Raw genomic sequence first — 22,927 nt, 5'->3', positions numbered from 1 at the left:
GAGGCAGGCATCTTTTGCGATTCTTTGCAAAATAACAACGGTCTAATTTGATTATTTTAAATTATTTGTGCGTGAATAGACTATGATGATTATTTTGTTGCGAAGGAAATATATATTATTCATTGCTAAAGCTTTTTTTATGAGCACTTTTCCTGGTCAGGCTCATGCTGGTCTTGATTATGCCTGCTGGACTGACCCCTTAGCGGTTATGGTGTTGACATCAGGCCGTTTGGCTAGCTACACGCCTCCTAAAGAAGGAGCGAGTGGCAGGATATTCTTTGATGAATCATTAGGATATTTTTCTGGCATATGTAACAACCCTGGAAAATATGAATGGAATAGTGTGCGTATCGAAGCTGACCTTGGTTCCTATTTCATCCCATCAGTTAAAAATGGCGGGTATTACAGGCTCACCGATGAAGTTGACGTGAAAATGCATGTGTATGGGCCAAGCTGGCATCCTTATCCAGTGACCTTTGAAGATGGTGTATATAAAGGTTCTGGCCGTGGTCCGATACTACCAGGTCTAGGTAGAGTTTATGATGGTTTTTCAACTGCTTCATATCTCATGACTGAGTTCATTATAACTAAAGATATTGTTGGTGGGGCAATTTTTGTTCCACCCAATGTAGAGATTGCCACCATTTATACTATTGGATATGTAACGCGGCCTTATCCTCCGAGACCCGAAAAACCCTTGCTAAAAATCGTTATCGGACCTCACGGCATTATCATCCCGGTACCCATTGTCTGCGACATCAATAACGGCACGGATATTAACGTTGAATTTGACCGCATCGCCGTGAGCTCCGTTTCTGAATCAGTGTCCAATCCCGCCAACTACAAAGATGTGCCGTTAGAAGTCAAATGCAGTTCTGCATTAAATCAGGAAGTCAATTTACGCTTAGTTGCCGGCACCACCGCGTTCTCCGACGAGCTGATCGCCACCAACTATCCTGATCTGGGCATTGCGGTTAAACATAAAGGACAATTGCTCAAACCGATGGGCACTTCTGCTGTTCGGTTAATCAACGGCATGGCTTCAGAAGTTATCACCGTGTTCCCGGTGAAAAAGAAAGGACAACCGCTGAGCGGTGGTGAATTCAATGCTTCAGCAACATTGCTGATCAGCCTGCCGTGATGATGCTTTAAACCGCGTTATTGATATTAATGTTAATTAATCTTTTTATGATGGTTAAAGTTAAACACTTATCAGAGGGAGATCGGCTTAACCTGAAGCGGCACAGGTTAACGGTGCTTGAAAATATTTTTCATCATCACAGCTCTGTGAATCACCATGATTCACGGGGGTTTTCACACCATTCACAGCTTTTTGGCCGTACATTTTCTGTAGCCAAAGTCTATCAACCATTATTCAACGAGACAGTTTTTGGCCTGTTTCGGCAATTGGGTTTGCTATGCTCTTTCTCTGTTTTATGTCGTGGTATCTGTCCGGACGAGACCCGCGCGTCACGCCGCCTTTGCTGATGCAGCAATTTCTGCAGCGGCGGCGTCGGGGACAGTGCGGTGAGAAAGTCGCCTCTTTCCCTTTCGCCTCGCTGGCCTGTCTAATCTGTTTCCTCCCCACGCTGATTTATCTGCCCAACAGTGGTGGCAATGGCTTTGATCTGCCGCTGAATTTGCTCACTGCAGGCTGTCTCGCGCTGCTGGCGGCCACGCTGCTGTTGAAGAACTGGCGCCAGCCGCGCGATTTAATTGACGACAACGTCATGACGCATGCGCTGTTGCTGATGCTGTTTTGCTTTGCGCTGGCGGTGATCCTGCAGGAGAACGATAACGGACTGCTGACCGGCGTTATCCGACTACTGGGGCTCAGTGCCATACTCATTCTGTGGCTGCTGCTGGGCCTGATGCCGCAGCTCTGGCAGCAGCGTCAGCAAATCATTGCCGGCATCGTATTGCTCAGCACCTTGCAGGCGCTGCTGGCGATTGCGCAAACCTGTTTTCCGGCCCAGCTGCAAACGCTGATGGAGTTTCGTTATCACGCCGGCCAGATTCGCCCTTACGGTATTTTTCAGCAGTTCAATTTGCTGGCCAGCTTTCTGGCGACCGGTCTGGCGGCTACGGTCTGGCTCTGTCTGCAATCTGACATCAGGCACCGTTTCTTACTACTGCCGGCAGTGCTGATCAACAGCCTGGCGCTGCTTCTGACGCAGTCGCGTACCGGTGCGTTTGGCTTTGCGCTGGCGCTGCTGGTGATGCTGCTGGTGTGCGATCGTCGCCAGCGCGCGGTAATCATCAGGATTGTCATGGTGATGGCGCTGGCCGTGCTGTGCGCCCTGCTGCTGCGCAATGAATTAGCGCCGGGCATGCGTGAATTTGCGGCGTCCGACCTGGCGCGCCAGCAGCTGCTGGAATACACGCTGCGGATGATCATGGAAAAACCGTTCAGCGGCTGGGGCTTTGGTCAGTTTGAGTATCATTTTTCGCGGATACGCATGGTGGACGCGATCCACCTGAAAGATTTCAACGCTACCCATCCCCATAACGAGTGGCTGTATAGCTGGGTGGAAGGCGGTGTTTTGCCGATGGTAGGCTTCACCGCCGTGTTGCTGGCATGGCTGACGCCGCTGTGGCGCTGGCGCAGTCAGCCGCAGCGCCTGATGCTGTGGAGTCTGACGCTGCCCGTCATGCTGCACACCATGGTCGAATTTCCGCTCTATCAATCGCTGCCGCATCTGTGGCTGCTGATGCTGCTTACCCATCTGGCGTTACGTCAGCCCGAAGATCGATCAATGATTGAACCTGCGACGCCGGGACTGCCGTCGCGTATGCTGCGCCTGAACATGGCCGGCGGCGCGATTGCGCTGATGCTGTTTTTCTTCAGCGGCCTGCAGACCAACGCGCTGCTCACCCAGGCGGAGCGCGGTCAGTTCCTCTCGTATCCTTCACGCGATCAGCTGTGGAATCCGTGGATTCAGGGCGAGCGCTATGAGTTCGGTGAAATGGTGCATTGCCTGATGCGCTACAACCAGACGCGGGATGAGCGCCTGCTGGCGCGCTTTGTGCAGCAGTCGTCGCTGTGGCTGGAGCGCCATAACGACCTCAACGTATTCCGGAATGCGGTGATGATTGAGTGGCATCTGCGTCACTATCAGCGCTCGCGCAGGCTGCTGCGTCAGGCGCTGACTCTCTATCCAACAGATGAAAGCCTGCTGCAGCTGAAAGCAAAAATGATGACGGAATGGTCATCGGCGGCCTATGCTGTGACAGATGAGACAGGCAACTTCTGAGGCTAAGATGTTGAATAAATGGATGAGGCCGCTGGGCTTCGCCATGATATTAAGCGGATGTCAGACTTCTCCGCCCACTCCGCAGGTTATTCCGCCGCACACCGCGCCCGTGGCCGTGTGCGGGGCCGGCGAGATGATGATGCAAACCACGCTGTGGTTTGATCTGCCGTCCTCCGCTGGCGCAGCGGGCTGGTCGCAGTTTGCTGAACGCGACATCACGCCGCACTTTCCCTCGCCGCTGACGATTTACGATGGCCGCGGCCCGCAGGGCAATCGCAAGGTACTGGTACTGCTTCATCCGGCGGATCGGGCCAGCTCCGAAAGCATTAACGCGCTGCGCGACAAGTTTAAACATCGTTTTGCGACACAACCGGTGACGCGTATCGACTCGCTGGTGTGCGCGGCGCTGTAACACGCGCTGCCTGCACGCGGGCAGGACAGCCGCGTGTGAAGTCCGTATAATGCGCAGCCAAACCCAAGCAAGCCGGAGAGAAACCATGCGTCCAGCAGGCCGTAGCACTTCTGAAGTGCGTCCCGTCACCCTCACTCGTCACTTTACCAAACATGCGGAAGGCTCGGTTCTTGTCGAGTTCGGCGAAACCAAAGTCCTGTGCACCGCGACCGTTGAAGAGGGCGTGCCGCGTTTTCTCAAAGGCAAAGGTCAGGGCTGGGTAACCGCAGAATACGGTATGCTGCCGCGTTCGACGCACAGCCGTATGGCGCGTGAAGCCGCCAAAGGCAAGCAGGGCGGACGTACGCTGGAAATCCAGCGCCTTATCGCCCGCTCGCTGCGTGCGGCGGTTGATCTGCAGGCGCTGGGTGAATTCACCATCACGCTGGACTGCGACGTGATTCAGGCCGACGGCGGCACGCGCACCGCGGCAATCACCGGTGCCTGCGTGGCGCTGGCGGATGCGCTGAACGCGCTGGTGGCGGCCGGTAAGCTGAAAGCCAGCCCGCTGAAAGGCATGGTGGCGGCGATCTCGGTCGGCATCGTGGCCGGTGAAGCGGTGTGTGATTTAGAGTATGTCGAAGACTCTGCCGCTGAAACGGATATGAATGTGGTGATGACCGAAGATGGCCGCATGATTGAGGTGCAGGGCACCGCAGAAGGCGAGCCGTTCAGCCATGACGAATTGTTGCAGCTGCTGGCGCTGGCGCGCGGCGGCATTGAGCAGCTGATTCAGGCGCAGAAAGCGGCGTTAATTGATTGATGTAACAGGCGACCACAGAGTCGCCTTTTCTTTATTTGAGGAGTGAGAAATGAAAGCCTGGCAGCGTCAGTTTATTGAGTTCGCCCTGAACAAAGGGGTATTAAAGTTTGGTGAGTTCACCCTGAAGTCCGGCCGCAAAAGTCCCTATTTCTTTAATGCCGGTCTGTTCAATACCGGGCGCGATTTAGCGCTGCTGGGCCGTTTCTATGCGCAGGCGCTGGTGGATGGCGGCGTCGATTTCGACCTGCTGTTTGGCCCGGCCTACAAAGGCATTCCGATTGCGACCACTACCGCCGTGGCGCTGGCCGATCATCATGACCGCGATGTGCCGTACTGTTTTAACCGTAAAGAGGCCAAAGATCACGGCGAAGGCGGTTTACTGGTGGGCAGCCCGCTGCAGGGCAAAGTGATGCTGGTCGATGATGTGATCACCGCCGGCACGGCAATTCGTGAATCGATGGACATCATCAACGCCCACAACGCCACGCTGGCCGGCGTGCTGATTTCACTCGACCGCCAGGAGCGTGGCCGTGGCGAGATTTCCGCGATTCAGGAAGTGGAGCGCGATTATCAGTGCAAGGTCACGGCGATCATTACGCTGAGCGAGCTGATTGATTACCTGGCGGAGAAGCCAGAGATGGCCGACCATCTGGCGAAGGTGAAGGCGTATCGCAAAGAGTACGGCATCTAAGGTTTGCCGCGGTCGCCATGAATGGCGACCCTACAGTAGCAGGATGTTTGAGCGTAGGGTGCGCATTGATGCGCACCTGGTGGCAAAGGTGAAGGCGTATCGTAAAAAGTACGGTATTTAAGGTTTGCTGCGGTCGCCATGAATGGCGCCCCTACAGTAGCAGGATGTTTGAGCGTAGGGTGCGCATTAATGCGCACCTGGTGGCGAAGGTCGGGGCGATTGCAAAGAGTACGGCATTTAAGGTTTGCCGCGGTCGCCATGAATGGCGCCCCTACAGTCGCAGGATGCCAGGGCGTAGGGTGCGCATTGATGCGCACCTGGTGGCGAAGGTCGGGGCGATTGCAAAGAGTACGGTATTTAAGGTTTAGCGCGGTAGTCAGCGCCGCACGATAGCGTAGCGGCGCAATTTATTGCGCGATGGATCGCGCCGCGACAAATCCGCTGTGCGTATTAAACCAGCTGTGCGGCAATCAACGGCCAGCGGCTGTCGAAATCGGCGGTCGGACGATAACGGAACTCCGAGCGCACATAGCGTGACAGCAAACCTTCGCAGAACGCCAGCAGCTGGCTGGCGAGTAGCGTCTCATCGGTCTGGAAACCTTCGCCGTCGCGCATCTTCTTCTCTTTCATCACCTGGCGCAGCTGAACTTCGATACGCTCAAACAGCTGATTAATGCGCCCCTGCAGGCGATCCTGTTCAAACATCAGCGCGTGGCCGGTCAGGATGCGCGTCAGTCCTGGATTACGCTCACCAAATCCCAGCAGCAATTGCACGATCAGGCGCAGGCGCGCCATCGTCTCTTTTTCATCTTTCAGGATCAGATTGATGCGGGTAATCAGACTGTCTTCAATAAACTCAATCAGGCTATCAAACATGCGCGTTTTGCTGGGAAAGTGGCGATATAACGCCGCTTCCGAAACGCCGACATTGGCGGCCAGCTTGGCGGTGGTGATACGCTGACTGCCATCGCCCGACTCCAGCATTTGCGCCAGCGCCTGCAAAATCTCTTCGCGACGATTCCGTTTCGCGACTTTTTTTTCTGCCATGACCTTCAACACCCCTGAAATTCACCAAAAACAGGCAATACTGCCTTATCTGCCACAGATAAAGCGGCCTGTGGCGACAAGAAATAAAAAGATGGCTATGCGAAAAGTGAGCGTATTACTGACGGCCAGAGTGACCGAAACCGCCTGCGCCGCGATCGCTGGCGTCAAAATCTTCCACCAGGTTAAATTCGGCCTGCACCACCGGTACAAACACCAGCTGAGCCAGGCGATCGCCAGGCTGCAGCGTGAAGCTATCCTGGCCACGGTTCCATACTGAAACCATCAGCTGGCCCTGATAGTCGGAGTCAATCAGCCCCACCAGGTTACCCAGTACGATGCCGTGTTTGTGACCGAGACCGGAGCGCGGCAGGATGACGGCGGCCAGTGACGGATCGGCAATGTGAATCGCCAGGCCGGTCGGCACCAGCGTGGTCATACCCGGTGCGATTTCCAGTGCGTCATCAAGACAAGCGCGCAGATCGAGACCCGCGGAGCCAGAGGTCGCATAGGTGGGTAGTGGGAATTCCTTGCCTACGCGCGCATCAAGTATTTTTACGTCGATTTTTTTCATCATAACGGCTGACAATCTCGTCTATTAATTGTTGGCCAAGGAGCGTCTTATCACTGAGCGGTAAGACTTTCTCTCCCTCCTGCCAAAAAAGGTGAAGAGCATTGGTGTCGCTATTGAAGCCCTGCCCGGCCTGCGCCACATCATTGGCGCAAATCAGGTCCAGGTTTTTCCGCACCCGTTTTTGCCGCGCGTATTCTTCCACATTCTGGGTTTCGGCAGCAAATCCCACCACGAAAGGGCGCTGCACTTTGAGCGCCGCGACGCCTGCGACAATATCCGGGTTCTTCACCAGCTGCAGCGTGACGTTATCATCGCCACCCTGTTTTTTAATTTTCTCTGCGGCAATGTTTGCCGCCCGGTAGTCTGCCACGGCTGCGCTGGCAATGAAAATATCTTGTTGGCTGATTTGCGCCATCACCGCCGCTTCCATCTCCAGTGCGCTGTTGACATCAATGCGCGTCACGCCGGCGGGCGTGGCTAAGTTCACCGGACCGGAAATCAGCGTCACGTTTGCGCCGCGCTTTGCCGCCGCCGCAGCAACCGCATAGCCCATCTTGCCGGAGCTGTGATTACTGATATAGCGCACCGGATCCAGCGCTTCACGCGTCGGACCGGCGGTGATCATAATGTTGAGATGTTGCAGATCGTTGACGGGCGCGGCCCACTCCAGCGCATGCGCAACGATGGCCAGCGGGTCCAGCATGCGGCCCGGGCCGATATCACCGCACGCCTGGCTGCCGCTGTCCGGTCCCCAGACCAGCACGCCGCGCTGCGCCAGACGCTGCAGATTCTCCTGCGTTACTGCCGCGCGGTACATCTGCTGGTTCATGGCCGGCACGATGGCGATCGGTGCCGCGCTGGCCAGGCAGGCGGTGGTGACCAGGTCGTTTGCCATGCCGGCGGTAATGCGTGCAATCAAATCGGCGGTTGCGGGCGCAAGCACAATCAAATCGGCCCATTTTGCCAGTTCGATATGGCCCATTGCCGCTTCGGCCGCCGGGTCGAGCAGGTCATCAAACACCGGATAGCCGGAAACCGCCTGCAGGCTGAGCGGCGTAATAAAGGCTTTGGCCGCATCGGTCATCATCACGCGGACATCCGCACCACGGTCACGCAGACGGCGCACCAGTTCCGGTGCTTTATAGGCCGCGATGCCGCCACTGACGCCCAGCAGAATTTTCTTTCCGGCTAATCCCATCATGTTGTTTGCCTCACTTCAACGCAGAATGCCGCGCCTGGCGCGACAGATGCAGGCAACTTTATCACAAAATCGGCGACCCGCCTTTTCACTGCCTGCGCCCTTTGCGAGCCGGCTCTGGAATTTGTCACGCGCCGCTGGTGGCCTGCAATGCACCAGCGCACAATGGCGGCATTGCAGGGAGGGCGGAACGATGACGGAACTGGCACCACGGGAAAAACTGACGCTGCTGGGCGCCGAGGCGCTGAGCGATGCCGAGCTGCTGGCAATCTTTTTACGCACCGGCACGCGCGGCAACAGCGTGATGGGGCTGGCGCGGCTGATGCTGAACGAGTTCGGTTCGCTGTATCGCATCATGACCGCCAGTAAAGAGGAGCTGGGGCAGATAAAGGGCGTTGGCAGCGCCAAAATGACGCAACTGCACGCCATTGCGGAGCTGGGCCGGCGCTTTTTTGCCAGCCAGCTGGCGCGCGAAAATGTGATGGAGAATCCGCAGGTCACGCGTCACTACCTGCAAAGCGTGCTGGCACATCAGGAGCGTGAAATCTTTATGGCGCTGTTTCTGGATAATCAACACCGCGTTTTGCAGGCGCAGAAGATGTTTTCCGGCTCCATTGCCAGCGTGGAAGTACATCCGCGCGAAATTGTGCGGGAGGCGCTAAAGCTCAACGCGGCGGCGGTGATACTGGCGCACAATCATCCGTCTGGCATGGCGGAACCGAGCCGTGCCGACCGCGAGATTACCAGCAAAGTGGCGCAGGCCTGCGCGCTGCTGAATATCCGCTTATTAGATCATCTGGTGATTGGTCACGGCGAGTTTACCTCTTTCGCTGAGCGCGGCTGGCTGTAATTCGCGGCGTCAACTGGGCAGAAATCCGGCGTTTTTGCGCGATCCGGAGGGATCTTTATCTGTTCGGGACTTGAGCACTTCGGCTTAGCGGCGTATACTACGCCACCTTTGAGAATCTCGGGTTTGGCGTTTGGGCCAGCTTAGCGGGTTCACATGGAACTCGCCTGGGCGGGCTAAGGCCTGACGAGGCGGCCAAAACCTAGTTTTTAAAGCTCGAGCTGATTTGATTTTTGGAGAATAGAAATGTCACGAGTCTGCCAGGTAACTGGAAAGCGTCCGGTGACCGGTAACAACCGTTCCCACGCAATGAACGCGACGAAACGCCGTTTCCTGCCGAACCTGCACTCTCACCGTTTCTGGGTTGAGAGCGAGAAGCGCTTCGTTACTCTGCGTGTATCTGCTAAAGGTATGCGTGTTATTGATAAAAAGGGCATCGATACGGTTCTGGCCGAAATCCGCGCCCGTGGTGAGAAGTACTAAGGAACTGAATCATGGCTAAAGGTATTCGTGAGAAGATCAAGCTGGTTTCCTCTGCTGGTACAGGTCACTTCTATACCACCACGAAGAACAAACGTACTAAACCTGAGAAACTGGAACTGAAAAAGTTCGATCCGGTTGTACGTCAGCACGTGATCTACAAAGAAGCCAAAATTAAGTAATTTTGGTGTTCTTGCGAAAAACCCGGCTCCGGCCGGGTTTTTTGTTTCTGCGCTACGTTGAGGAGATGAGATGCCTGAATTACCTGAGGTAGAAACCAGCCGACGCGGTATAGAACCTCACCTGGTGGGGGAAACCATTCTGCATGCCATTGTGCGCAATCCGCGTCTGCGCTGGCCGGTTTCCCATGAAATCCACGCCCTGAGCGACCAGCCGGTGCTCAGCGTACAGCGCCGCGCCAAGTATCTGCTGCTGGAGCTGCCGCACGGCTGGATCATCATTCATCTTGGCATGTCCGGCAGCCTGCGCGTCCTGCCTGGCGAACTGCCGGCCGCGAAGCACGACCACGTTGATTTAGTGATGAGCAACGGCAAAGTGCTGCGCTATACCGATCCGCGCCGTTTTGGCGCCTGGCTGTGGACTACCGACCCGGAAGGCAGCAGCGTGCTGGCGCACCTCGGTCCGGAACCGCTGAGCGATGCCTTCAGCGGCGGATATCTGTACGAAAAGTCGCGTGGCAAACGCACGGTGATTAAGCAGTGGCTGATGGATAACAAAGTGGTGGTGGGCGTGGGTAACATCTATGCCAGCGAATCGCTGTTTACCGCCGGGATCTTACCCGATCGTCCGGCGATGAGCCTGAGTGAAGCGGAAGCGGAGCTGCTGGCGAACACCATCAAAGCCGTGCTGCTGCGCTCGATTGAGCAGGGCGGCACCACGCTGCGTGATTTCCTGCAGACCGACGGTAAGCCAGGCTATTTTGCGCAGCAGCTGCAGGTGTATGGCCGCACCGGTGAGCCCTGTCGCGCCTGCGGGACGCCGATCCTCAGCGGCAAACACGGTCAGCGCAGCACCTTCTGGTGTCCACGCTGCCAGCACTGATTACGGCTGCGCCAGCTTAGCCAGCAGCGCCTGATGCACCACGGCAGGCAGAAATGCCTGCACATCACCCTGATGGCGCGCCACTTCCTTCACCAGCGACGACGAAACAAACGAGAAGCCTTCGGACGGCATCAGAAACACGCTCTCCAGCGTGGGCAGCAGATGACGGTTCATGTGCGCCAGCTGCAGCTCGTACTCAAAGTCGGATACCGCACGCAAACCGCGCACCAGCACGTTCGCGTTCTGCGCCTGGGCAAAGTTCGCCATCAAATCGCTAAAGCCAACCACCTCAACATTTGGCAGATGGGCCGTAACCTGGCGCGCCAAATCGACACGTTCATCAAGGCTAAACAGCGGCTTCTTACTCGGGCTGGCGGCAATCGCCAGCACGATGCGATCAAACATCTGCGCGGCGCGCGTGACGATATCCAGATGGCCCAGCGTCATCGGGTCAAACGTGCCGGGATAAATCGCTTTTGTGCTCATACGCGGCCCTGTGTTGAGGTGTGATGCAGCGCCCAGAGCGCCGAGTATTTATTAAAGGTGTATTGTGCGTTGACCACCGCCAGAATCCAGCCCTGTTTACCATCGAGAAAACCGGCGCGCAGCAGCAGCGTCTTAATAAACGCGCCCGCGGTGTGGCTGAAAACAGAGAGAATACTGCAGCGCTTGCCGCGCTGAAAGCGCTCCTGCGCCCAGGCTTCGGCATAGTTCATCTGCTTGCGCTGGAAGGCGATCAGGTCGCGGCAGGTCAGGTGCTGCAAATCACCCGGCAGCGCCACCACCGGCGTGCCCTGCGTCTCCAGCGATTCGTGCACCAGATTGTCGTTATAGCGCAGATGGCGCGGATAGAGGCGCAGCACGCGGTCGGGATACCAGCCGCTGTGGCGCATAAAGCGGCCGAGAAACAGATTACTGCGCCCGAGACTGTAAACCTTATCGCTGGGTGGCTGTGTCAGCACCTGCTCAATGGCACGGCGCAGTTCTGGCGTAACCCGTTCATCGGCATCCAGCATCAGAATCATATCGCCGCTGGCAAAGGCCTGGGCGCGCTGACGCTGCTTGCCAAAGCCGGCCCAGCCGTCTGCCTGATAGACCCGCGCACCGTGCGCGCGTGCCACCTCGATGGTCGCATCGCTGCTGCCCGAATCCAGCAGAATGATTTCATCTGCCCAGCTGACGGAAGCCAGCGCCTCCGGAAGGAGTTCAGCTTCGTTTTTGGCGATCATCACCACGGAGAGACGTTGGCGTTGCGACATGCGTTAATGAGCTCGTGGAGGCAGATGCGGTTCGAGTAACTGTAGCAGACGCTGCAGTGCGCCCTGATTCTGGTGCAGCACGTCTACCGCGTGGCGGCCGTAGTAGCGGCGATAATCGTCATCCTGCAGCAGGTTCGCCACTTCTTTTTCCAGCGACACCACATCAGTAACGGTGATCAGCCCTTCCGCCTGTTGCAGACGGGCGCAGATATCTTTGAAGTTCCAGATGTGCGGGCCCATCAGCACCGGAATGGCATGTGCAGCGGGCTCGAGCGGATTGTGGCCGCCGCGCTCCACCAGGCTGCCGCCAACAAAGGCCAGATCGGCGATGCCGTACAGCAGCATCAGTTCGCCCATGGTATCGCCAATCACCACCTGCGTGGCGCTGGAGGGGATCTCGCCGCTGCTGCGCAGGGTAAAGCTGAAGCCGCGTTTTTGCGTCAGGTTGCAGGCATCTTTAAAACGTTCCGGATGGCGCGGCACCAGAATCAGCAGCAGGTCCGGGAACTGTTGCAGCAGGCGACGATGGGCGTCGAGCACGATGGCCTCTTCGCCTTCGTGCGTGCTGGTGGCGATCCACACCGGGCGGCGCGACGCCCACTGGCGGCGCAGCGTCACCGCGCGTGCCGCCAGCTCCGGCGTAACGGAGATATCAAACTTCAGACTGCCGGTCACGGCCAGGTGCGAGCGCTTCAGGCCGAGGCTGAGGAAACGATCGCCGTCCTCAACGTTCTGCGCGGCAATCAGCGTAATGCGCTGCAGCAGGTCACGCATGAAACCGCCGAGCTTTTTATAACCTCTGGCGGAGCGTTCAGACAGGCGCGCATTGGCAATCACCAGCGGAATCTGGCGCTGATGCAGAATGCGAATAATGTTCGGCCACAGCTCGGTTTCCATGATAATCACCAGCCGCGGGTCGACGGTATCGAGGAAACGGTTAATTGAGCCGGGCAAATCGTACGGCAGATAGACGTGGTGCACGTCTTTGCCAAACGCCGACTGAGCACGCTCGGAGCCGGTGGGCGTCATGGTGGTCACGGTAATGGGCAGCGTCGGATAGCGATGACGCAACGCGCGCACCAGCGGCACGGCGGCGAGCGTTTCACCGACCGAAACCGAGTGCAGCACGATGCCGTGCGGTGCCACTTTACCGCTGCAGTAGCCGTAGCGCTCCGCCCAGCGTTTACGATAGGCCGGTGCTTTTCGACCGCGCAGCCACAGGCGCAGCCAGATCAGTGGCTGAATCAGATAAAGCAGGGCTGTATAGAGAGTCGTCATAGTTAAGGTTACGACCAGTTCGCGTCAAAAAACACAGGAAAGGCGGCATGTTAACAGAAACTGACCGCCTGCTCATACCACTTCGTCAACGGGTTTGCAGGACGTGCTGATAAAGCGAAGTCAGCGCCTGCGCCAGTCTTTGCGGACCATAAGGTTCAATTTTGCGACGTGCGGCTTCGCCCAGCGCCGGATTGTGCGAAAGTGCAGGCGTTGCCATTACCGCTTCGCTTAACGCTTTGATATCCAACGCATCGCAGACAAAACCTTCCTCACCGTTGGTGATAAATTCTGCGCCGCCGCAGCCGGTGCTGGTAATGATTGCCAGCCCGCAGGCCATCGCCTCCAGCACCACATTGGGGAACGGATCGTACAGCGTTGGCAACAGCAGCGCATCGGCGGCGTGATAAAACGGCTGAACGTCCTGCTGCACGCCCGCAAAGCGCAGGCGGTCAAGACAGTTAAGCTGGTTCGCCAGCTGCTGATAGCGCGCCAGCTGTTTGTCCTGGCCGACCACCACCAGGTAGCGATCGCTATTAGCGACCGCTTCGATAGCGGCCTTTAATCCTTTGCGTTCGAAGCCGGAGCCGACGTAGATCATCACCGTGGCGTCCTGCGGCAGGTTGAGTCGCTGACGCGCGGCGTGACGCAGCGTATCGCTGGCAGGCTGAAAACGCTGGCTATCAATGGCGTTGTGAATCACGTGGATTTTGCTGGCATCCAGCGCGAAGTGGCGCAAAATATCCTGCTTCACCATGTGCGAATTACAGATCACCGCTTTCAGCGAGGGCGCGTTGAACATCTCCGCTTCCGCCTGCAGCACATAGCGATGGTACGGGCTCAGGCTGGCGCTCAGCCGCTGCCACGGCGAAACAATGCGCGCGCGCTGCTCCAGCCATACGCGATGCACACCGTCGCCGGCGCGGAAAATATCGCAGCCGGCGATGCGCTCGTGGCTCTGTACGATATCGAACTTTTCCCGTTCCCAGCAGGCGCGCGCCGCGCGGGCAAAGCCGCGTTCACGCGAAATGCGGCCGAATTTTGCCGGATTGCAGATGTGCAGGTGCCAGGCCGGGTTCGGCGTGCCCTGCCAGCTGCGGGTAATGATGTTGAGATCGAGCTGCTCGCCGTCCAGCGCTTCCAGCGCGCGTGAGATAAAGCGTTCGGCACCGCCGTCCGGCCGGTATTTCTGCCGGACAATCGCCAGCCGTAACTTAGTCATGCAAAAGGCTCCTGGCGGCGGCAAGCACATCCTCAACCGGGATGGCAGACAGATAGCGCTGCTCGGTATTGGTATTGATCGAATCCGGTGACGGCAGCGGCGCATAGTCGCCCGCCCAGATAACGCGGTTATTGTCGCCCCACGGGCGCCAGTGCTGCAGCTTGGTCGGGCCGAACAGTGCCAGGCACGGCGTCTGCAGCGCCGCGGCCATGTGCATCGGTGCGGAATCGACGCCAATAAACAGCTGTGCCGCGTCGATCAGCGCCGCCAGCTGCGGCAGCGAGAGCTGGCCCGCCAGCGACACCACGTTCGGCGTGCGGCACAGCGACTGGATATGGGCGATCATCGCCAGCTCTTTCTGATCGGGCGCGGCGGTCAGCACCACGCTGCGACCATCAGCGGCCAGCGCATCAATCAGCTGCGCCACCTTTTCATCTTCCCAGCACTTAAAAACCCAGCGCGAGGTGGGCTGCAGCACCACAAACGGGCCGGTAATCGACTGCTGAGCGAGGACGTCCTGCACTTTTTGCTGGTCGGCGGCGCTGAAATGCATGGAGGCTGTCGCCCCGGCGGTGGGAATGCCGAGCGGCTGCAGCGCCGTCATGTTTTGTTCCACGGTGTGCAGCTGATGGTGACGGTCGGTAGAAACCAGCTGGTTATGGCACCAGCGCCAGAACGCGTTGTCGCGCTTGCGGTAGGCAAAGCCAATGCGCACCGGCGCACCGGACAGGCCGGTAATAATGGCGCTGCGCCACTGGTCGGCCAGATTAATCACCACATCGTAATGGCAGGCGCGCACCGCCCGCACCAGCGCGACTTCATGGCGAAACTTCTGCCAGCCGCCTTCCTTTTTCCAGTTGCGATCGATGATATGCAGCTGACGGATCGCCGGATGCGCTTCCAGCATCGGGCGCGTCTCTTTATACAGCAGCACATCAATGTTGGCCTGCGGATAGCGCTGGCGCAGCGCATTGATGGCAGGCGTGGTCAGCAGCATATCGCCATGATGACGCAGCTTTATCAGCAAAATATTTTGCGGTGCAAAGTGGGCTGGAATCGGGCTTGCCATACTCAAATCATCTCAAAATTCAGTGAGCTGATTGTAGGGCAAACCCTGGAGGGGTTAAAGCCGCGGCGGGCGCTTATTTATTGCGCCAGCGATAAATGCGGCTCAGCCACAGCAGCAGCTGATACCACTGACGCGCGCCGCGCGCATTGCGCAGCATGCGTTTGTGCGTCTGGCTGCTAAACAGATCGGCGATCATTGCCTGGCGCGCTGCGGCGTCCGGTTCGCGCCGGATAGCGTGGCACACGCTCAGCGCTTCGCGGGTAATCTGCGCGTGGAAGCTCGGGTAAATCTTCACCTTGTGACGATAGCGCGTATTGATCTCTTCCAGCATGCGCGCGATTTTCAGGTAGTGACGCTGATAGTCGACGTTGTGCTGGCCGGTGCGCTTGCGGTTGCTGATCGACGCATCGTGCATGTAGTAGCGATACAGCACCCGATCGGTGTAGCGCACGCGCTGCACGTTGAGCATAAACTCGGTAGTCCACGGGATGTCCTGATGATGCAGACCGGGTTCAAACTGCAGATTAAGCTGTTCGATCAGCTCACGGCGGTAGATACCGAGCCACACGACGTGCAGGTAACGCCGGGTTTTCAGCGCCTTGTCGAGCCACTCCGGCCCGCTTAACACGCCGGTGCTGGTGAGGCGATCCCGCGGAATCATCGGCTTAATTGTCTGGCTGGCCTTGAAAAACCACTCGGCGTTGCACTGCGCAGCGTCCAGACGATCGCGCTCCGCCATGTCGACCAGCGTCTGGTACATCGCCGGGTCCATGGTGTCGTCAGCGTCGGGAAAGCTGACGTATTTACCCCGCGCCACGGCCAGCCCGGCATTGCGCGCACGCGACACGCCACCGTTCGGCTGATGAATCACCTGGATATGCGGGTACTGCTGCGCCAGCGCGTCGGCGCGCTCGCCGGAACCGTCGGTGGAGCCATCATCAACAATGATGATCTCCAGCGAGGTCAGGGTTTGCGCCAGCAAGGCATTGATACAGCCGGTAAAGTCAGCACCAGCGTTAAACATCGGGATAATGAGACTGAGTAGCGGGGATGAGCTATCGGGCTGCGCTGTCATGTTCTTCGTTGTTCCGTCGCGCCAGGCGCTGCTGCTGCCGGGTGCGGATAAAATCATGGATATCATTTAGCTTGCGTTCATCCAGCTCGAACAGCTGTTCAACCGGATGGGCAAATTTGTATTGCGCAGCGAACACAAACGAAGAGGGCGCGATGTGGTTTGGGCCAATTAAGAGCACGTCACCCAGCGGCCTTTGCTCCTCTACGCAGCAGGGACCATAAATTAAAATCACCGGTACCTGTTGCGCGTCGGCAATATACACATTGCCGGAATCCGAGGCGATATAGAAATCCATCTCGTTAATGGCGGCAGGCAGCGCCTCGAGCGGAATTTTACCTACCAGACTCACCAGATTGTTTCGCTGACCGGCAACTTTAAACAACTCCTGAACGCGTGATTGTTCATTCGGTGCGCCGAAAGCAAAAAAAGTGCAGGGGAGATCGCTCAGGTGGTCGAAAAGCCGACACCAGATTAACGGCGGAATGGTTTTGGCCTGATTCCCTGCCGTTACGCTAATACCAATGCGGATGCCCGGCGCCTGAGTAATTTCCGCTGGCAGGGTTTCCGGTTGCCACAGTGGCAGGGTGGCATGTTTGGGATAACTCTCTTTGGTAAAAGAGCGATCGGCCAGTTTCAGGTAATTTTCCAGCGTTAAGGTATTTTTCTCGTGGTAAACCACGCCGCTGGCCGTTAAATAAAACAGGCCCTGATAGCCTTTGCGGCGATAGCTGGAAAGAAATTGTTTGTTGCTGGCATTGCAGCAGGCGGCAATAAATAAATTGAGATTGGTGGGATGCAGCAAATAAATATTGTCGTAGCGATTGAGCAGCTGCCACACCAGTTTTATTTTTTTCATCAAACCGGAGCGATGATCTTCGATATACCAGATGTGCTCCAGCGTGGCGTCACGTTCAGCCAGCGGGGCGACACTATAGCTCAGCAGGGCATCGCTTTTTCCCAGGTGGGATAATAACGGCGTGATATTAATATAGTCGCCAATTTTAGCGGTCTGTATCACCAGATTTTTACCGGTGCGGCCATGAACAAACTTCATCACCCATTTGACCGGCGAAAAAAGAATAAACAGTAGTACGTACGTCAAGTAGTCATCCCCATGATTCGGTCACACCGTCATGGGGGACCTGTTAACCTGAAACGTGCTGCGTGGTTGAAAATGACGTCTCCGCCACCTGAATAAGCTGCAGGTATTGCTGGCAAACAACGCTCAAACTATAAATGCTTAAGTCCAGATGTTGCAACCTGGGGGGAGTTGTATAAATTTCTCGCATTTTTTCTGCCAGCGATGTTGCATTCATCTCTGCCAGACCGCGTGACAGTTCGCCGGTGAGGATTGAAACAGGACCGCCCGGACAGCGCGTACTGACCACCGGGGTGCCGCAGCTCAGGGCTTCGACCAGCACATTACCAAAACCTTCACTGTCGGAGCTGACCACCAGCAGGCGCGCGTGCCGTATCCAGGGATAAGGATTGCGCTGAAAACCTTCGAAGCGCACGCGCTCCGCAATGCCTGAATTCTGCGCCTGCTCACGCAATTTTTGCGTTATTTTTTCGCTTCCCTGTCCCAGCAAAACCAGCGGCGCGGTGATGCCACTCAGGGCATAGGCTTCGAGCAGGCGGTCATGGCGTTTGGTTTCATGGAAGCGTCCCACGTGCACCAGGAAATCGGTGCCGGCTAACGGGCAGGGTTCAGCGGCCAGCCGGGCGAGGCTGTCAAAATCGAAAGGATTGGCGATCACTTTGGCCTGGCGGGGCTGTACGCCAATGTTTTGCACCATATCGTCGATGACGTACTGCGAAACCCCGACGATTTGGCGATCCTGATAAACGTGACGGATTTTCAGCCGCTTCAGCCACAGCGAGAAGCCGGTTTTACGTGCCAGATACGAAGCAGAAAACACGCCGTGCAGACAGAACCAGGTCCTGTCTCCATCGAGCGCCGGCGTTTGCCTGACAATGCGGTCAGTTTTATGCAGATGAGAGAGGATCAGATCAAATTTGCCGTGACGCGCTTCACTGTCGCGCACCGCACGATCCAGCAGACGCGCGCGGCGCCATGTTTCTGTCAGCTTGCGCCACGGGTGGTTACAGCGATCAAGAATCACCTGGTAATCCACGCCAGCCGGAATAGGGTAATCACATACCTTCCGCAATGAGAAGATCGAAACCTGGTGTCCCTGACTGAGGAAGCCCCCCGCCAGAGTCAGTACGACTTTTTCGGCGCCGCCGCCCGGCAGGCCATCAATCACCATTAAAATGCGTTTCGACAAAATTTTTTACCCCTACATGCCAGTCTGCTGTAAAGACTTAGCTGCTATCATTCCCGGTGCTATCAGGACTTAATATAAGAAAATTCAATTAATTATTTTTATGGCCAGGTAATTTTACACGAACGTGCGCTCGGTTAATTGCTAAAATTCAGGCCAGTGAAGAGTTTAAATTATTCTAGTTTAACTAATCTTATACCGCTATCGACTTCCCCCTGAACCCGCATGGGAAAAGTTTGCGCCCGTCAGGAGCGTTGCGTACCATAGCGATTATAACACTGTAATTCACCGGATAAGTTATGGAAAAACCTGCCTTTTTAATTACCCTTGATACCGAAGGGGATAACCTGTGGCGCAATCGCAGCGGCAAGGTCACTACCCATAACGTCCGGTTTTTACCGCGCTTCCAGGCGCTGTGTGAGAAATACGCTTTTAAACCGACCTGGCTGACCAACTATGAGATGGCCAGTGACCCGGCTTATGTCGAGTTCGGGCGCGATCTGCTGGCGCGCGGTCAGGGCGAAATCGGTATGCATTTACATGCCTGGTACAGTCCACCTGAATATGCGCTGACCGACGATGAGTGGCGTTACCAACCTTATCTGATCGAATATCCGGAAAACGTCCTGCGCGATAAAGTCGCCTTTATGACCGATCTGCTGGAGAACGCTTTTCAGCGTAAAATGACCAGCCACCGCGCCGGCCGCTGGGCATTTAATGAAGTTTACGCCCGCGCCTTGATCGATCAGGGCTATCTGGTTGACTGCTCGGTTACGCCGCGCGTGAGCTGGCGTAATGCGCCGGGTGCACCGCAGGGACAGGGCGGAACGGATTACAGCCATTTCCCCGATCGCGCTTACTTCCTCAATGAACAGGATATTTCCAGGCCGGGTGACAGCCCGCTGCTGGAACTGCCAATGAGCATTCAGTATCGCTATGGCGCGTTCACTAATCAGCTCAAAAAAGTGTGGAATGGCATCCGCGGCAGGCAGCGTGGCCCTTCAGTGAACTGGCTGCGTCCGGTGGGGGGAAATCTGGCCCAGATGAAACAGGTGGCAGAACAGACGCTCGCACAGGGCAACGACTATGTGGAGTTCATGCTGCATTCATCCGAGTTTATGCCAGATGGCAGCCCCACGTTTAAAACGGAGGCTGATATTGAACGCCTGTATGACGATCTGGAAGGTCTGTTCAGCTGGCTGGCGACCCGGACGCAGGGCATGACGCTCACGGAGTTTGCCCGGCTGAAGCAACAGCAGCGCTAAGCCGCCCAATCGCGTTACAGCGCGATCTCAGCCAGCATGGCCATCACGTCGTCAGGCTGAATGTCTGCCATGCTGCTGCTGCCCTGCGCGGGCCGTAACGCATGCTGATTCCTGCCGTAGCCACCAATCAGACCCGGGTCAGTCGGGCCGAACAGGGTGATGTTGGGGCGATCCAGCGCGGCGGTCAGATGGCTCAAACCGGTATCTACTGAGACCACCGCACGGGCGCCCGCCAGCTGCTGCGCCACCTGCTCCAGCGTCAGCTTCGGCAAGACCTCTGCATGATCAAACCCTGCTGCCAGCCGCTGCGCGCGCTGGTGCTCGTGTTCGGCGCCCCACGGCAGCCTGACGCGCAGGCCAGTGGGCTGAACCCGCGCGATGAGCTGGCGCCAGTGATCTTCCGGCCAGTGTTTGTTGTCGCGCGTTGTGGCGTGCAGAAACACCAGGTACGGTTGGCTATCCTGCGGTTGTGCCGCGAGAAAATGACCGGCAATGGCATAGTCGCCCTGCGTGGCCGGTTTTTCATAGCCCAGACTTTTCGCGAACAGTTCGCGCGTACGTTCCACGGCGTGCTGCTGCTTACCAATCTCATGACGCTTGTCATACCACCAGCTGGCGAACGGTTCACGTGCGCTGCGGCTGTCCTGGCCATGTTTGATGCCTTTAGCCAGGCGCGTCACCAGCGCGGCGCTTTTAATCAGCCCCTGGGCATCAATCACCACGTCGTACTGACGTGACTGCAGCTCGCGTTTGAATTGCACGCGCTCTTCGCGCTGCTGGCTGCCAAACCAGTGTTTGCGCCAGCGACGAATCGCCACCGGCAGGACTTTGTCGACGGCCGGATGCCAGCCGGGGATCTGCGCAAAATTCTCTTCCACTACCCAGTCGAAGCGAATGCCGGGAATCGCCTGCATCGCATCGGTCAGCGCCGGCAACGTGTGCAGCACATCACCCATCGACGAGGTTTTAACAATCAAAACGTGCATGGTTACTCCTGCACCGGATGCAGTAACTCATTGAGTTCCTGATGCACGCGTGCCGGTTGAATATCAATCAGGCTCTGGTGATAGCCCTCTGCGGCATCGCCTTTGCGCACTTTGTGGTAGCCGGTAATCAGGCGAATGATGCGCGCCTGATGGGATAGCGGCGGCGTGAAATCCGGGCTGCTCGGGCCATACAGCGCCACCAGCGGCCGGTTGAGCGCGGCGGCAATGTGCATCAGTCCGGAATCATTGCTGACGACCGCAGCACAGTGGGCTATCAGAATCACCGCCTGCTCCAGCTGCGTTTCGCCCGCCAGATTGCGGCAGTGCGCGCGTGCCGTGTCCGGCAGCGCCTGCAGGATCGCCTCGCCGGTTTCCCGATCTTTAGCCGAGCCGAACAGCAGCACCTGATAGCCTTCAGCAATCAGCTGTTCCGCCAGCGCGGCGTAGTGATAGTGTGGCCAGCGCTTCGCGGGACCAAACTCGGCACCGGGGCAGAAGCCGATGGCCGGGCGATCGGCCGACAGCGCAAACTGCGCTGCGGTCATGCGTTTTTCATCGTCGTCGACGCGCAGCTGCGGCCACAGCAGCTGCTGCGGCAACTGTGCTGCCGCCGTAACCGGCTGGTCATAGCCCAGCGCCACATAGCGCTCCACCATTAAGGGAAACGCGGCTTTGTCCAGCACCCGCACGTCATTCAGCACGCCATAGCGCATTTCGCCGCGCCAGCCGATGCGGCGTTTGATGCCGGCAAAAAACGGCACCAGCGCCGATTTAAACGAGTTTGGCAGCACATAGGCGCGATCGTAACCGCTGGCCCGCAGCGCTTTGCCCAGGCGACGGCGCTCACCCAGCGCCAGCGCACCGTGGCCAAGCGGCATCGCCAGCGCCTGATTCACTTCCGGCATGCGTGACAGCAGCGGCCGGCACCAGGCCGGCGCCATCACATCAATTACCGCCTCAGGGTGCGCCTGTTTCAGCGTGCGATAGAGACTTTGCGACATCATCATATCGCCGACCCAGGAGGGGCCAATAACCAGAATTTTCATCGCCGGTGCCGGTTTCCTTATGCGTGACGGTTCAGCCAGGCCATGTATTCGCCCACGCCCTGGGCAACGGTTTTAAACGGTTTGTCATAGCCCGCGGCGCGCAGTTTGCTGAGATCCGCCTGCGTAAAGGCCTGGTAGCGTCCTTTCAGTTTGTCCGGGAACGGGATGTATTCGATCTGGCCTTGCTGGTGGAACTTCAGCACCGCATCCGCCACTTCCTGGAAAGATTCGGCGCGGCCGGTACCACAGTTATAGATGCCGGATACGCCGTTTTCCCAGCACCACAGATTGACCGCCACCACATCATCGACGTGGATGAAGTCACGACGGAAGCTGTCGCTGCCCTCGAACAGCTTAGGATTTTCACCGTTGCTGATTTGCGTATTGAGGTGGAACGCGACGCTCGCCATGCTGCCTTTATGGCCTTCACGCGGCCCGTACACGTTGAAATAGCGGAAGCCGCACACTGGCGAATCCGCTTCCGGCAGAATCTGGCGGACATAGTGGTCGAACAGCATTTTTGAGTAGCCGTACACGTTGAGCGGCTGCTCGTACTGGCGCTCTTCAATGAAGTTCTCGTTACGCCCGCCGTAGGTGGCGGCCGATGAGGCATACAGGAACGGAATTTCACGTTCGAGGCAGAAGTGCAGCAGATCTTTTGAGTACTGATAGTTGTTATCCATCATGTACTTACCGTCCCACTCGGTGGTGGCTGAACAGGCACCTTCATGGAACACCGCTTCAATCGGACCCAGATCTTCACCCGACATGATGTAGGTGAGGAACTCCTCTTTATCCATGTAATCCGCGATGTCCAGATCCGCGAGGTTCACGAACTTGGTGCCATCTTTCAGATTATCCACCACCAGGATATCGGTATGACCGCGATCGTTGAGCGCTTTCACAATGTTGCTGCCAATCATGCCCGCGCCGCCGGTTACGATAATCATATGCTTTGCCTTTAAACAGTTGGGGTGAAACAGGAGGTTTCACGCACGAATACCTAACATCATAACATTTCAGCCCGATGCGGACAGCCAGATGACGCCGATCGCGCTGCACAAATCCTGCGCGCCGCGTG

The 22,927-nt window shown here is 57.1% G+C and carries 24 protein-coding genes; 10 read left to right on the top strand and 14 right to left on the bottom strand.

The window, feature by feature from the left end; genetic code table 11:
• Positions 1-82: 82 nt before the first annotated feature.
• The 5 genes from AC6I8P_RS19085 (at position 83) to pyrE (ending at position 5,159) form a co-directional block, all read left to right on the top strand.
• Positions 83-1,141 carry a fimbrial protein gene (locus tag AC6I8P_RS19085; RefSeq protein ID WP_498030881.1) on the top strand — a complete coding sequence of 353 codons (1,059 nt, stop codon included), beginning with the start codon at positions 83-85 and terminating at the stop codon, positions 1,139-1,141.
• A 277-nt stretch (positions 1,142-1,418) separates the two neighbouring features.
• A complete protein-coding gene (locus tag AC6I8P_RS19080) occupies positions 1,419-3,254 on the top strand; it encodes a PglL family O-oligosaccharyltransferase (protein ID WP_104094256.1) in 1,836 nt (611 codons plus the stop codon).
• A 133-nt stretch (positions 3,255-3,387) separates the two neighbouring features.
• The gene (locus AC6I8P_RS19075; protein ID WP_233210741.1) at positions 3,388-3,666 is read left to right on the top strand and encodes a DUF3574 domain-containing protein; all 279 of its coding nucleotides are present in this window, start codon (positions 3,388-3,390) and stop codon (positions 3,664-3,666) included.
• Positions 3,667-3,751: 85 nt separating this feature from the next.
• On the top strand, positions 3,752-4,468 hold the full coding sequence (rph, locus tag AC6I8P_RS19070) for a ribonuclease PH (protein WP_021507082.1): 717 nt from the start codon (positions 3,752-3,754) through the stop codon (positions 4,466-4,468).
• 49 nt (positions 4,469-4,517) lie between these two features.
• A complete protein-coding gene (pyrE, locus tag AC6I8P_RS19065; RefSeq protein WP_021507081.1) occupies positions 4,518-5,159 on the top strand; it encodes an orotate phosphoribosyltransferase in 642 nt (213 codons plus the stop codon).
• Between the two features lie 450 nt (positions 5,160-5,609).
• Here the strand turns inward: pyrE and slmA are convergent, their stop codons facing one another.
• The 3 genes from slmA to coaBC form a co-directional block, all read right to left on the bottom strand.
• A complete protein-coding gene (slmA, locus tag AC6I8P_RS19060; RefSeq protein ID WP_021507079.1) occupies positions 5,610-6,206 on the bottom strand; it encodes a nucleoid occlusion factor SlmA in 597 nt (198 codons plus the stop codon).
• 115 nt (positions 6,207-6,321) lie between these two features.
• Complete coding sequence (gene dut / locus AC6I8P_RS19055) at positions 6,322-6,780, bottom strand: dUTP diphosphatase (protein WP_031279631.1); 459 nt, start codon at positions 6,778-6,780, stop codon at positions 6,322-6,324.
• Positions 6,749-7,978: a bifunctional phosphopantothenoylcysteine decarboxylase/phosphopantothenate--cysteine ligase CoaBC gene (gene coaBC / locus AC6I8P_RS19050; RefSeq protein ID WP_498030880.1), complete on the bottom strand. Its 1,230-nt coding sequence runs from the start codon at positions 7,976-7,978 to the stop codon at positions 6,749-6,751. Before coaBC ends, dut begins: the two co-directional genes overlap by 32 nt.
• 190 nt (positions 7,979-8,168) lie before the next feature.
• Between coaBC and radC the strand changes: the two genes are divergently transcribed.
• The 4 genes from radC to mutM all read left to right on the top strand — a co-directional run bounded on the left by radC (position 8,169) and on the right by mutM (position 10,364).
• Positions 8,169-8,825, top strand: a complete 657-nt coding sequence (gene radC, locus AC6I8P_RS19045) for a RadC family protein (protein ID WP_021507076.1) — start codon at positions 8,169-8,171, stop codon at positions 8,823-8,825.
• A 243-nt stretch (positions 8,826-9,068) separates the two neighbouring features.
• The gene (gene rpmB, locus AC6I8P_RS19040; protein ID WP_010616494.1) at positions 9,069-9,305 is read left to right on the top strand and encodes a 50S ribosomal protein L28; all 237 of its coding nucleotides are present in this window, start codon (positions 9,069-9,071) and stop codon (positions 9,303-9,305) included.
• An 11-nt stretch (positions 9,306-9,316) separates the two neighbouring features.
• The gene (rpmG, locus tag AC6I8P_RS19035; RefSeq protein ID WP_001051798.1) at positions 9,317-9,484 is read left to right on the top strand and encodes a 50S ribosomal protein L33; all 168 of its coding nucleotides are present in this window, start codon (positions 9,317-9,319) and stop codon (positions 9,482-9,484) included.
• A gap of 70 nt (positions 9,485-9,554) precedes the next feature.
• Positions 9,555-10,364 carry a bifunctional DNA-formamidopyrimidine glycosylase/DNA-(apurinic or apyrimidinic site) lyase gene (gene mutM / locus AC6I8P_RS19030; RefSeq protein ID WP_088516674.1) on the top strand — a complete coding sequence of 270 codons (810 nt, stop codon included), beginning with the start codon at positions 9,555-9,557 and terminating at the stop codon, positions 10,362-10,364.
• Here the strand turns inward: mutM and coaD are convergent, their stop codons facing one another.
• The 8 genes from coaD to AC6I8P_RS18990 form a co-directional block, all read right to left on the bottom strand.
• Complete coding sequence (gene coaD, locus AC6I8P_RS19025) at positions 10,365-10,850, bottom strand: pantetheine-phosphate adenylyltransferase (protein ID WP_021507073.1); 486 nt, start codon at positions 10,848-10,850, stop codon at positions 10,365-10,367.
• A complete protein-coding gene (locus AC6I8P_RS19020) occupies positions 10,847-11,623 on the bottom strand; it encodes a glycosyltransferase family 2 protein (RefSeq protein ID WP_498027487.1) in 777 nt (258 codons plus the stop codon). Before AC6I8P_RS19020 ends, coaD begins: the two co-directional genes overlap by 4 nt.
• A 3-nt stretch (positions 11,624-11,626) precedes the next feature.
• Positions 11,627-12,901, bottom strand: coding sequence for a lipid IV(A) 3-deoxy-D-manno-octulosonic acid transferase (waaA, locus tag AC6I8P_RS19015; RefSeq protein ID WP_021507071.1), 1,275 nt, complete (start codon positions 12,899-12,901; stop codon positions 11,627-11,629).
• 85 nt (positions 12,902-12,986) lie between these two features.
• Complete coding sequence (locus AC6I8P_RS19010) at positions 12,987-14,120, bottom strand: glycosyltransferase family 4 protein (RefSeq protein WP_498030879.1); 1,134 nt, start codon at positions 14,118-14,120, stop codon at positions 12,987-12,989.
• The gene (gene rfaQ / locus AC6I8P_RS19005) at positions 14,113-15,189 is read right to left on the bottom strand and encodes a putative lipopolysaccharide heptosyltransferase III (RefSeq protein ID WP_021507069.1); all 1,077 of its coding nucleotides are present in this window, start codon (positions 15,187-15,189) and stop codon (positions 14,113-14,115) included. The genes AC6I8P_RS19010 and rfaQ overlap by 8 nt, the downstream gene beginning before the upstream one ends.
• A 73-nt stretch (positions 15,190-15,262) precedes the next feature.
• Positions 15,263-16,264, bottom strand: coding sequence for a glycosyltransferase (locus tag AC6I8P_RS19000; protein ID WP_072208994.1), 1,002 nt, complete (start codon positions 16,262-16,264; stop codon positions 15,263-15,265).
• Entirely contained in the window at positions 16,245-17,366 is a 1,122-nt protein-coding gene (locus AC6I8P_RS18995) for a glycosyltransferase family 9 protein (protein WP_058759423.1), read from the bottom strand. Before AC6I8P_RS18995 ends, AC6I8P_RS19000 begins: the two co-directional genes overlap by 20 nt.
• Before the next feature lie 43 nt (positions 17,367-17,409).
• Complete coding sequence (locus AC6I8P_RS18990) at positions 17,410-18,534, bottom strand: glycosyltransferase (protein WP_058759422.1); 1,125 nt, start codon at positions 18,532-18,534, stop codon at positions 17,410-17,412.
• Between the two features lie 314 nt (positions 18,535-18,848).
• On the opposite strand from AC6I8P_RS18990, the gene AC6I8P_RS18985 reads away from it, so the two are divergent.
• The gene (locus tag AC6I8P_RS18985; protein ID WP_104189250.1) at positions 18,849-19,814 is read left to right on the top strand and encodes a polysaccharide deacetylase family protein; all 966 of its coding nucleotides are present in this window, start codon (positions 18,849-18,851) and stop codon (positions 19,812-19,814) included.
• 14 nt (positions 19,815-19,828) lie between these two features.
• On the opposite strand, the gene rfaC is transcribed toward AC6I8P_RS18985, so the two are convergent.
• Genes rfaC through rfaD form a run of 3 tightly spaced genes read right to left on the bottom strand, consistent with a single transcriptional unit; the run spans position 19,829 to position 22,796 of the window.
• A complete protein-coding gene (gene rfaC, locus AC6I8P_RS18980) occupies positions 19,829-20,800 on the bottom strand; it encodes a lipopolysaccharide heptosyltransferase RfaC (RefSeq protein ID WP_088516667.1) in 972 nt (323 codons plus the stop codon).
• Between the two features lie 2 nt (positions 20,801-20,802).
• Entirely contained in the window at positions 20,803-21,846 is a 1,044-nt protein-coding gene (rfaF, locus tag AC6I8P_RS18975; RefSeq protein WP_498030878.1) for an ADP-heptose--LPS heptosyltransferase RfaF, read from the bottom strand.
• A 17-nt stretch (positions 21,847-21,863) separates the two neighbouring features.
• Positions 21,864-22,796 (bottom strand): ADP-glyceromanno-heptose 6-epimerase, encoded by a 933-nt coding sequence (gene rfaD / locus AC6I8P_RS18970; RefSeq protein WP_021507062.1) that lies wholly within the window; start codon positions 22,794-22,796, stop codon positions 21,864-21,866.
• Positions 22,797-22,927: the final 131 nt, after the last annotated feature.

The sequence above is a fragment of the gamma proteobacterium symbiont of Lampromicra miyakona genome (assembly GCF_059730895.1).
This window is presented reverse-complemented; position numbering and strand designations above follow the sequence as displayed.

Excerpts from the sequence above, each read along its gene's own strand:
- AC6I8P_RS18985 (WP_104189250.1), top strand. The coding sequence starts at position 18,849 with ATGGAAAAACCTGCCTTTTTAATTACCCTTGATACCGAAGGGGATAAC.
- coaBC (WP_498030880.1), bottom strand. The coding sequence starts at position 7,978 with ATGATGGGATTAGCCGGAAAGAAAATTCTGCTGGGCGTCAGTGGCGGC.
- coaD (WP_021507073.1), bottom strand. The coding sequence starts at position 10,850 with ATGAGCACAAAAGCGATTTATCCCGGCACGTTTGACCCGATGACGCTG.
- pyrE (WP_021507081.1), top strand. The coding sequence starts at position 4,518 with ATGAAAGCCTGGCAGCGTCAGTTTATTGAGTTCGCCCTGAACAAAGGG.
- dut (WP_031279631.1), bottom strand. The coding sequence starts at position 6,780 with ATGATGAAAAAAATCGACGTAAAAATACTTGATGCGCGCGTAGGCAAG.
- AC6I8P_RS19085 (WP_498030881.1), top strand. The coding sequence starts at position 83 with ATGATGATTATTTTGTTGCGAAGGAAATATATATTATTCATTGCTAAA.
- rfaC (WP_088516667.1), bottom strand. The coding sequence starts at position 20,800 with ATGCACGTTTTGATTGTTAAAACCTCGTCGATGGGTGATGTGCTGCAC.
- AC6I8P_RS19020 (WP_498027487.1), bottom strand. The coding sequence starts at position 11,623 with ATGTCGCAACGCCAACGTCTCTCCGTGGTGATGATCGCCAAAAACGAA.
- rpmG (WP_001051798.1), top strand. The coding sequence starts at position 9,317 with ATGGCTAAAGGTATTCGTGAGAAGATCAAGCTGGTTTCCTCTGCTGGT.
- radC (WP_021507076.1), top strand. The coding sequence starts at position 8,169 with ATGACGGAACTGGCACCACGGGAAAAACTGACGCTGCTGGGCGCCGAG.
- rpmB (WP_010616494.1), top strand. The coding sequence starts at position 9,069 with ATGTCACGAGTCTGCCAGGTAACTGGAAAGCGTCCGGTGACCGGTAAC.
- mutM (WP_088516674.1), top strand. The coding sequence starts at position 9,555 with ATGCCTGAATTACCTGAGGTAGAAACCAGCCGACGCGGTATAGAACCT.
- slmA (WP_021507079.1), bottom strand. The coding sequence starts at position 6,206 with ATGGCAGAAAAAAAAGTCGCGAAACGGAATCGTCGCGAAGAGATTTTG.
- AC6I8P_RS19010 (WP_498030879.1), bottom strand. The coding sequence starts at position 14,120 with ATGACTAAGTTACGGCTGGCGATTGTCCGGCAGAAATACCGGCCGGAC.
- AC6I8P_RS18990 (WP_058759422.1), bottom strand. The coding sequence starts at position 18,534 with ATGGTGATTGATGGCCTGCCGGGCGGCGGCGCCGAAAAAGTCGTACTG.
- rfaD (WP_021507062.1), bottom strand. The coding sequence starts at position 22,796 with ATGATTATCGTAACCGGCGGCGCGGGCATGATTGGCAGCAACATTGTG.
- rfaF (WP_498030878.1), bottom strand. The coding sequence starts at position 21,846 with ATGAAAATTCTGGTTATTGGCCCCTCCTGGGTCGGCGATATGATGATG.
- waaA (WP_021507071.1), bottom strand. The coding sequence starts at position 12,901 with ATGACGACTCTCTATACAGCCCTGCTTTATCTGATTCAGCCACTGATC.
- AC6I8P_RS19000 (WP_072208994.1), bottom strand. The coding sequence starts at position 16,264 with ATGACAGCGCAGCCCGATAGCTCATCCCCGCTACTCAGTCTCATTATC.
- AC6I8P_RS19075 (WP_233210741.1), top strand. The coding sequence starts at position 3,388 with ATGATGATGCAAACCACGCTGTGGTTTGATCTGCCGTCCTCCGCTGGC.
- rfaQ (WP_021507069.1), bottom strand. The coding sequence starts at position 15,189 with ATGGCAAGCCCGATTCCAGCCCACTTTGCACCGCAAAATATTTTGCTG.
- rph (WP_021507082.1), top strand. The coding sequence starts at position 3,752 with ATGCGTCCAGCAGGCCGTAGCACTTCTGAAGTGCGTCCCGTCACCCTC.
- AC6I8P_RS19080 (WP_104094256.1), top strand. The coding sequence starts at position 1,419 with ATGCTCTTTCTCTGTTTTATGTCGTGGTATCTGTCCGGACGAGACCCG.